Origin of the sequence: Thalassospira sp. MCCC 1A01428, from assembly GCF_002115825.1 — a bacterium.
Lineage (GTDB): Bacteria > Pseudomonadota > Alphaproteobacteria > Rhodospirillales > Thalassospiraceae > Thalassospira.
On sequence record NZ_JFJZ01000033.1, the window covers coordinates 43,749 to 53,238 of the forward strand.

Annotated in this window: 6 protein-coding genes; all 6 read right to left on the reverse strand. The window is 52.9% G+C overall.

Annotated features, from left to right (window positions below; genetic code table 11):
• Positions 1–81: 81 nt before the first annotated feature.
• A complete protein-coding gene (locus THS27_RS19675; RefSeq protein ID WP_085593769.1) occupies positions 82–2,136 on the reverse strand; it encodes a cache domain-containing protein in 2,055 nt (684 codons plus the stop codon).
• Positions 2,129–3,685, reverse strand: coding sequence for a sigma-54 dependent transcriptional regulator (locus THS27_RS19680; RefSeq protein WP_246833041.1), 1,557 nt, complete (start codon positions 3,683–3,685; stop codon positions 2,129–2,131). Before THS27_RS19680 ends, THS27_RS19675 begins: the two co-directional genes overlap by 8 nt.
• A 157-nt stretch (positions 3,686–3,842) precedes the next feature.
• The gene (locus THS27_RS19685) at positions 3,843–4,577 is read right to left on the reverse strand and encodes a DUF4396 domain-containing protein (protein ID WP_085593770.1); all 735 of its coding nucleotides are present in this window, start codon (positions 4,575–4,577) and stop codon (positions 3,843–3,845) included.
• Positions 4,578–4,684: 107 nt separating this feature from the next.
• Positions 4,685–5,665 carry an SDR family oxidoreductase gene (locus tag THS27_RS19690; protein WP_085593771.1) on the reverse strand — a complete coding sequence of 327 codons (981 nt, stop codon included), beginning with the start codon at positions 5,663–5,665 and terminating at the stop codon, positions 4,685–4,687.
• Between the two features lie 52 nt (positions 5,666–5,717).
• On the reverse strand, positions 5,718–8,045 hold the full coding sequence (locus THS27_RS19695; protein WP_085593778.1) for an FdhF/YdeP family oxidoreductase: 2,328 nt from the start codon (positions 8,043–8,045) through the stop codon (positions 5,718–5,720).
• Positions 8,046–8,222: 177 nt separating this feature from the next.
• Positions 8,223–9,218 carry a hypothetical protein gene (locus tag THS27_RS19700; RefSeq protein ID WP_085593772.1) on the reverse strand — a complete coding sequence of 332 codons (996 nt, stop codon included), beginning with the start codon at positions 9,216–9,218 and terminating at the stop codon, positions 8,223–8,225.
• Positions 9,219–9,490 lie beyond the last annotated feature (272 nt).

Sequence of the window (9,490 nt, forward strand, 5' to 3'; positions counted from 1 at the left end):
TATGGCGGTAGCTCCGCTGAAGCTGTTTGCGCGATCAAGTTAGCCGGTTTTGGTCAACACATCGTGGTTGGTGTTTACGGTTTAGCTGGCTTCAGGCAGCCAGATCAGGAAGGTTGTACCTTCTCCAGGCTCGCTGCTTACATCAAAGCTGCCGCCTTGCCGGTCAATCAGGGTTTTGCTGATCGACAGGCCAAGGCCCGTGCCTTCGCGGCGTTTGGTGGTAAAAAACGGATCAAAAATACGCGTCAGGACATCGGCGGGCATGCCAATGCCGGTGTCGGCAACGGTAATTAAAATGCCTGGTTCCCCGTCGCGGGCCATGTCCTGATCCATCAGGGTCAAGGTGCCGCCATCGGGCATGGCATGCAGGGCATTAACAATCAGGTTGACCAGCACCTGTTGCAATTCGGTGCGGTTCATTACGATGAAACGGGTCGAGGTATGGGTCAGCGTTACGTTGATGGCGGCGCGGTTTAACAGATGTTGCACCAGGGGCAAGCAGTCATTGATGACTTCACCCGCATCGTGGCGTTCAACAAAACCGGCATATTCCTCGGGTTTGGCAAATTGCAGCAGTTTGGTCATGATCTGGTTGATGCGGCTGACCTGTTCGTCGATCAGGCGAATTTCGGTGCGGGCAATATTGGCGTTGTCGCCCAAAAGGTTGCACATCACATCAAAATTTCCCTGCAACACCGCGACCGGGTTATTGATTTCATGGGCAACTCCGGCAGTAATTTCGCCAATCGCGGCCAGTTTTTCCGACATGATCAGTTGTTTGGTCGCCGCTTCAAGCTGCTGGTTGGCCTTTTGCAGTTCTGCCGTACGCTCATCAACACGGGTGTTAAGTTCGTCATTCCAGTGGCGCAGTTGTCGGTCGCGTTGCTGTACCTGATCGAGTAAATCATCCAGATGCATGGCAACATGGGATATTTCGTCGCGGGCGGCAGGCAGGTTGGTACGTGCACCCAAATCGCCATTTTCAACCCGGGCAATGGTACGGGTCATGCGCTCCAGTGGCTTAAAAATGCCACGTGCCCAGCGCAAAAACACCGGGATGGTAATGGTGGCAACCACCAGAAAGGCACCAAATATTAAAATCAGGCTTTCATATTTGGTTTGGGTAAAGGGTTTTTCCAAAAAGCCGACATAAAGCATGCCCACCCGTTTGCCAAAACTGTCCGTGATCGGTTCATAGGCCGAAATGTACCAGTCATTGACCACGAACGCCCGATCCAGCCACACCTTGCCATCGCCTAAAACCGCAGATCGCACGGCACCCGACACCCGCGTGCCCAGGGCACGGCGGTTTTCAAACAGGCGTACATTGGTTGATATGCGCACATCATCCAAAAACAGGGTGGCTGTCCCCTGGCTGCCTTCGGGCAGGCTGCTGGCGCGATACACCAGGTCATTGATGGTATCGATGAAGACAAGGTTCTGGTTCAGCAAAATGCCGCCAACCAATGCCCCTGTGCTGCCGTCGGGCAGTGCCACATGGCTGGCGGAATGCACCACCATGCCCCGGCTTTCAATGTTTTGGTCGGTCGGCATGGCATTTGGCGTATCGATCAGGTCAAGGCGGGCGCGGCGCGCCATGGCGGGTGAAATTGCCGCAAGGTCGCTATTTTTAAAAATATCAACGGCGGTGGATGATCCACCCTGAAGGGCTGTCTGAATAACCGGCCAGTTTTGGCTGATTATCGGGTTGGCGGTGGCCGTGGCAGGTGATGCACTGGTAACATGCGCGCGACTGGTGATCAGATATAAAAAATCCAGTCCCATTTTCTGACGTTGCCGGTCAAGCAGGGCAGCAAGGTTCTGGTCCTGATCCAGGTTCTGGTTAAGGTTGTTGTCGCGCAGGGCGTCGCGAAACGAAACCGATTGGCCCAATGCCTCGATCTGTTTGCCGGTATTTTCCAGAATATGGCTGAAATACTGATGGGCGATGGTAAGGTCGCCATGCACCTTTGATGTCAACAGGGCATCAAATTTGCCATTCCACCGGGCCATCATAAAACCCAGCATCAGTGGCAAAATCACCAGTGTTGGTAACAAGGCAATGGCCAGCAATCGAAATCGGACAGATCGCCCGCCCGGTTCAATGGTTGCTTGCGGTGACGGCGGCCTAGTCATTCCATGCCGCACATTTGCGGTCGATGGTTTTGCGTGAAATGCCCAGTCTGCGTGCGGCTTCGTTGCGATTACCCCCGGTTTTATGCAGCATGGTCATAATGTGGCGACGTTCAAGTTCGTCCAGCGTTTCGGTTTCGCTGCTATCGGAAAAACGGGCGTCATCGTTCCGAAATTCAGGGGGGAAACGCCCCAAAATAAGCGACCGTTCAATTAAATTGCGTAATTCACGCACATTTCCCGGCCAGTTATAGCGGGTTAATCCGGCCCGAACGGCTCCGTCCATTGTTACGGGCGGCATACCCAGTTGCTTGCCCAGTTTGTTCATAAACAAACCGGCCAGTTCCAGCACATCATCGCCGCGATCGCGCAAGGGGGGCATGTGCATTTGCATCACGTTAATCCGGTAGAATAAATCTGCGCGGAAATTCCCGGCTTCAACCTCGGCCTCCAGATCGGCATTGGTGGCGAAGATAAAGCGTAAATCAACCGGCGCCTCGCGTTCGGACCCGACGGGACGAATGCGCCGGTCTTCAATGGCGCGCAAAAGCTTGCTTTGGGTTGCCAGCGGTAATTCGCCAATTTCATCCAAAAACAGGGTGCCGCCCTGGGCATGTAAAAACAGGCCGTCGCGGGCATGATTGGCACCGGTAAAGGCACCTTTTAAATGGCCAAACAGTTCCGCCTCGATCATATCGGTCGGGATGGCAGCGCAATTCACCGGCACAAACGGTTTGTCGGCCCGGTCTGACAGGGCGTGGATGGATCGTGCCGTGACTTCCTTGCCCGTTCCGCTTTCACCCGAAATCAAAATGGATGTCGGCAGCGGGGCAACACGGGCGATGGTATCGCGAATATCCTGAATTTCGGGGGAATAGCCAATCAGCTTGTCGCGCAGCAATACATGGTCGGATGTCGATCTTAATTCATGGCGCAACACATAGTTTTCCCGGCGCAGGCGCATCCGGTCAAGGCAGCGGGCAACGGCGTTTAATATCTGGTTGGATCGAAAGGGCTTTAATACAAAATCAACCGCTCCCGCCCGCAATGCCTTGATTGCGGTATCAAGGTCGGCATAGGCGGTCATTAATATGGCGTCGGCAAAAAAACCGATTTCGCGTTGTTCCATAAGCCATTCGACACCGCTTTTACCCGGCATGATGTTATCAAGGATCACGACATCAAAATGATGTTCATCAAGCTTGCGCGATGCCTCGCTGCTATCGGCGGCTTCCTCCAGCCGTTTGCAACGTGGGCCAAGGGTGCGGGCAAGAAAATTGCGCATGCCCGGTTCGTCATCGACAATCAGGATCGATGCCTGCGCCAGCCACGGGCCAAATTCCGGCCCCGGCCCGTTTTCGCTGGTATCCTTGCGCGGTGTATCTTCCAGTGTGTCAGGCGTGGGGGCCGCGTGGGCGGGCGTGGGACTTTTATCCATTGGCGAAATATCGGCACGCGACGCATTTTCGGCATCCGCATTGCGGTTTGCCGGGGGCAGCGGTGTATAAACATGCGCGGGTTTCCCCGGCGCATTTTGTGCGGTCGATCTCATAATGTTCCTCCGCCGATTTTATCTTGTTTTTTTGCAGATTAGATCAGTCGGCGGGGAAAAGCAAAACAGGCAAAAGGACAGGCCTGTTTCGCCCTTTGGGGCAACGGGCCTGTCAGACGGGTTTGGCGCCGAAATCCGGGGCAGGTGGCTGCGGCAATTACATCTTTTCTTTCACGCCGCTTTTGATCAGCCAGGTATTAACGGGATAGGATGTTGCAAAGCCACACCACATGGCGATTTGCATCATGAACCAGAATTCAACCGATGCGACCTCAAGCTCTGCTCCCAGCATGTCCTTGAATATCAGGAAATGGGCAATTGCCATAAAGCCATACATGCCCACCTGCCAAGATATCAACGACAGGGTATCGGCCTTGATTGCCTGATAAATGCCCTGCCCAAAGCTAAGATCACGCATCGGTTTGATGGTGAAATACTGAAAAACCACACCAAAACCGAACGCCAGAATAAAATCCAGTATCCAGGTGGCATACATTTTTTCCGAAAAGAACGAAGGATATCCCAGCCACACGGCGATGGCAGGCACAAAAAATACCAGCCATTCGGCAATGATATCGCCCAGGGCACAACCACTGCCACAATGCGCGGTTCCTTTGGCCACCATAATACCAAACGGGGTAAAGCGTTTATTGGGCGGGGTTTTGTTGTTTTTCATCGCGGGCATCATTGATCCGTGCGATGCCAGTACCCCATAATGAAAATACAGCCACAAGGCCGCAACCGATGCAAATAGCGCAAATAGCGGCCACACCACATTCATGATCCACATGTGCTGCGGGTCGCGCATTTCGGCGATTATAATGACAATGGCACTTACCAGCCCCATCAACAGCGAAATGATGGCAATGGCATGCAGCCAGTCGGGAATCATAACGGACTCCTTGTTTTTTCGGGTTCTTTGTCAGTCAGGGTCTTGCCGTTGGCTGTATATGTGACGTGGCGGGCTGTTAATGCCCGCCCCTGTTATCTTGCAGGGCTTTAATAGCCGCCAATAACGGGCAGTATTTCGCCAGTGATATAGCTTGAGCAGTGCGAGGATGCCAAAAAGACATAGGCCGGTGCCAGTTCTTCGGGCTGGGCAGGACGTTTCATCGGCGTGTTGGCGCCAAATGTTTCGACTTCCCCGGCCGGGCGATCAGACGGGTTAAGGGGCGACCATACCGGGCCAGGCGCAACGGCATTTACGCGAATACCCCGATCTATCAGGTTAGACCCCAATGCACGGGTAAAGGCGTGAATGCCGCCCTTGCTCATGGAATAGTCCAATAATTGCCAATTCCCGGAAATCCCGGTCGTGGACCCCGTATTGACGATTGCTGACCCGTTTTTCATGTGCGGTATCGCGGCACGCGCCATTTGAAAATAGCCATGTAAATTGGTTCTGATGGTTTCATCAAAATGAAGGTCGCTTAAATCCTCAATTTCGCGGGTATGAACCTGAAAAGCGGCGTTATTGACCAGAACATCAAGTCCGCCCAGTTCTGAAACGGTTGTTTCAACGGCCTCGTTGCAGAAATCGGTTTCGCGGACATCACCGCGCAGCAAAAGGCATTTTTGCCCTTCTTTAATTACGGCATCCCGGGTGGTCCTGGCATCACGGTCTTCATCAAGATACGAAATTGCAATATCGGCCCCTTCGCGGGCCATTAATATCGCAACCGAACGGCCAATGCCGGAATCACCCCCTGTAATAAGGGCAACTTTACCCGCCAGCTTACCTGATCCCTTGTAAAATGGCGCATCATACATTGTCTCGGGCGATAAACTGGCTTCATTGCCGGGTTTGTTCTGATGGGTTTTTTCAAATGGCGGTACGGGATAATCACGTGCCCCGGCCTGCATCGCATTATTGTTGCGTTCAGGCGCGGCTGCATCGGCCTTTGCCACTTCATCCTGTATCTGTTGTTGTCGTTGTACGGTGTTGGTAATTGCGGCTTCGCGTTTGTCATCGGGGCGCATGGTATGCTCCTTCCTACGTTATGGCGAAATGGGGGCAGTCAGGGGGAATTTTCTAATGCCGGTTCTGTTGCAACGTTTTTTCAATGCGTACGGGAATGGATTTTGCTGCTGGAACATGGGCCGTACGTGACCGGTGAAATAACGGCATTAACGGGTTTAGTTCCGGGTAATATCCGGCGCAATTTCCCTCCGGGATCGAATAGGGTACAACGCGCAGGCCATCAACCCGGCGCTCAACCCCGTCGGATGTTGCACCCGTCAGATTAACCATTTCGCCGTCGGTTAATGCCAGTCTTTCAATGTCTTTCGGGTTTAGCAAAATCACCATGCGGGTGCCGTGAATGCCACGTAACCGGTCATCGTACCCATAAACGGTGGTATTGAACTGATCATTGGACCGAATTGTCAGCAAAGTTAGAACATCAATGCCGTTGGCGTGTATGTCCGGGTCAGTATCAAGGTTTTGCGGGGTGATGAAATTGGCTTTGCCATTATCCGTTTTCCATTCGCGTTTGCAGGCGACAATATTGCGATGAAACCCGCCCGGATGGGTAAAGCGCTGGTTGAAATCCTTAAAATCATCGGGATAGGCGCGTTCGATTGCATCGCGAATTTTGGCATAATCATCTATCCACTCCTGCCAGGGTACATCGGCTTTGTCTTTGCAGGTCGCGATTGCCAATTGGGCAATAATTGCGGGCTCTGATAGTAATTTGTCACTTGCCGGGGCGCGGTTGCCAAAGGATCCGTGAATATTGGCTGTCGAATCTTCCATCGATACCCACTGGTCACCTGTTACCTGGGTGTCGCGTTCGCTCCGCCCCAGACAGGGCAGTAAATAGGTGGCCCGTGTTGTCAGCAAATGATTGCGGTTTAGTTTGGTTGCAATTTGCACATGCAAATCCATGCGCCGCCAGGCTTTTTCCACCAGGGCTGTGTCGGGAACAGCGCGGGAAAAATTGCCACCCAGGCCGATAAACCCCTTAACCGTCCCGTTTAACATCCCTTCGCAGGCTTCAACGGTATCCTTGCCTTTGTGGCGCGGTGGCTCAAAGCGGTAAAATTCGGCCAGCTTGTCCAGCGGCACCAGTTCGGGTTTCTCCGAAATGCCAACCGTGCGCTGCCCTTGTACGTTGCTATGCCCGCGTACCGGCGAAATACCCGCACCTTCCTTGCCAATATTGCCGCGCATCAACAACATGTTGCACAGCATCTGCACGTTTTCCACACCCTCCCGGTGTTGGGTCAATCCCATGCCATAATTGGCAATGACCCGTTCCTTGCTGGCATAAAGGGCGGCAATACGTTCAATTTCGGCCCGTTCAATGCCGGACCGTGTAACAATTTCATCCCAGTTTGCAGCACGCAGGAAGGCGCAAAATTCTTCAAAGCCGCTGGTATGCTGCGTAATAAAATCGTGGTCCAGCACCGCAGGTTTGCCAGTTTTTCTGGCTTCGCCCTCCAGCACCAGCAAATGTTTGCAAATACCGGTTAAAACAGACAAATCCCCGCCGGATTTTACCTGTAAAAAGTCGCTCGACATTTCGGTGCCCGGACCGGGCGATAACATCTCGGTGGGGGATTGCGGGTTTTTAAACCGCACCAGGCCGCGTTCGGGCAGCGGGTTAAACGTCACCAGCGGAACACCGCGTTTTCGCGCTTCTTGCAACGGGTGCAACATGCGTGGGGCGTTCACGCCAACATTATGACCAATAAAAAAGATCATGTCGCATTTGGCAAAATCTTCCAGTTGTACCGTCCCCACAGGCGATCCAATGGATTTGGGCAGGCCTACGGATGTGGATTCATGGCACATGTTGGATGAATCGGGCAGGTTATTGGACCCGTAAATACGAGCAAATAACTGATACATATGCGATGCCTCCAGCGAAGCGCGGCCCGAGGCATAAAAAATAACATCATCCGGGTTCAACTGGTTGAGTTCGGCGGCGATTTCGCGAAAGGCAACATTCCATTCTATCGGTTCGTATTTGTCGCTTTCGGCGTTGTATTTCAGGGGCGTGCTTAACCGCCCTGCTTTTTCCAGGTCGTGGTCGTTCCATTCCAAAAGCTCGGTGACGGTATGGCGCGCGAAAAAATTGCTATCAGCACGATGCGGGTCATGCTCCCAAATCGTTGCCTTGGCCCCGTTTTCGCAAAATTCGAACGTACCGGGTTCGCGGGGTTTGGCCCATGAACACGAAACACACATAAACCCGTCAGGTTTGTTTTGCTCGCCCAGCAGCGACCATATGTCGGATGCCAAAAGTCCGTTTTCCTCGGCCTTTTTTATCAGCGATTTCAAGGAACCCCAGCCCCCTGTAGGGCTGTCATATTCCTTGATAACAATATCTTCTGGGTCCAGTTCGGAACGTTTCATGATCATCACCCGACATCGTAAAACACAGCCGGTTGGCAGGCGCCAAAGGGCCGAATGCAGGACGCATTCCCTGATGTTAACGATCACAGCCGGTTCATGTTCCTAAAACCGGCCGTGTCTGCCAACGGGTGGTGGGTCGATACGGTTTTAAAAGCTCGGGTTTGGTCGGTGTGTGTTTTAGGCCCCGTCGTTATTAAGGCTTTGGCATGACAACCGATAATGGCAGGACCATGGATGTGCCGCTTGTAACGCAACACCGCTTTTAGGCATTCCGGACGGGGACAGATCATTACGATCGAAATAGGAATTTACCGGTTCAATCCCGATGCCCTGGAAATGTGGCGCCGGGCTGATGGCACCAAGGCCGGGATTCGCGACCCAGATCAGGCAATTTGGAAAATCAGTCGGGTTCCAGCTTAAACAGGCGCGAAACCCTTCCTGTTTGTAAGTCAGAGCCATATTTCCCCGGCTGTCAAAGATCGAGACAATTTCTTCGCCTAATTGTGCCGTTTGCTGCCAGATATTGATGTGCTGTCCATCCTTGCGCAAAACCTGTCCTGTTGCGCCAACGCGCTCATGCGCGCCAAGCTGGCTTGCGACCGGGGCAATATCCAATGGTGCCGTCATGGCATGGCCATAGTCACCGGGGGTTATTTCAAAGGCATCTTCTTCCTGCGGCAGGCGGAAAATCGGGTGTAGCCCGACCGGCAGGGTACAGTCTTGATTGACATATATAGTAAGACCACATTCGATTGCCGGGCTGTCTGGTCGCAGGCGGAGGGTGCGAACCAGTTTTTTGACGACATGCCCCGCCGGGTAATCAATGCCAAGCCGCAAGCTGGTATCGGTGCGTTCTTCCAGATGCCATATATTGTCGCTGCCATATCCGTGATGATGGCTGTCATTGGCGGTGCTGCCGAAAGGTACACAGGGCCACTCCCCTCCGATATTCTGGATATGGGCAGGCACATCGCCGATCGCCGTCTCATGCCATGATGCTTCTGCCAGCGGTGTTACTGTTTGGCCATCGGCCAGGTGAAAGCGCACATTATGTATGGCAGCCCCGGTGGCAAAAACATCCAGATCGGTAAACGCATTGGCAATATGCCATTTTTCCTGTTTGGCGACGCTCTCACGCAAACGGGCAGCATCTCGAGACGAATGTTGGGACATAAGGCAATCCTGTGGTGTTTTTGACGATGCCGGTATCGGCATTGAAACGTGCTTTTGCTGATAATAATCCGCTCAGCTTTGCCCAAAGCCCCACAGGCGTCAATCTCAATAGGCTGTAAGAATCACTTTCAGGCAGGAGTCCGAACCTCATGGTTGCCAAAGGTCTGCAATCATTCTCCCTTTTGCCGGGCATGACCTTTCGGGGGAAAATTGCTCAATATTTAAGTGTTTGTTTTAAAACGATTTTCAATAAAAACGTCACAAACGTCATT

Coding starts and splice junctions, on each gene's coding strand:
- THS27_RS19680 (WP_246833041.1), bottom strand. CDS start 3,685: ATGAGATCGACCGCACAAAATGCGCCGGGGAAACCCGCGCATGTTTAT.
- THS27_RS19690 (WP_085593771.1), bottom strand. CDS start 5,665: ATGCGCCCCGATGACAAACGCGAAGCCGCAATTACCAACACCGTACAA.
- THS27_RS19700 (WP_085593772.1), bottom strand. CDS start 9,218: ATGTCCCAACATTCGTCTCGAGATGCTGCCCGTTTGCGTGAGAGCGTC.
- THS27_RS19675 (WP_085593769.1), bottom strand. CDS start 2,136: ATGACTAGGCCGCCGTCACCGCAAGCAACCATTGAACCGGGCGGGCGA.
- THS27_RS19685 (WP_085593770.1), bottom strand. CDS start 4,577: ATGATTCCCGACTGGCTGCATGCCATTGCCATCATTTCGCTGTTGATG.
- THS27_RS19695 (WP_085593778.1), bottom strand. CDS start 8,045: ATGAAACGTTCCGAACTGGACCCAGAAGATATTGTTATCAAGGAATAT.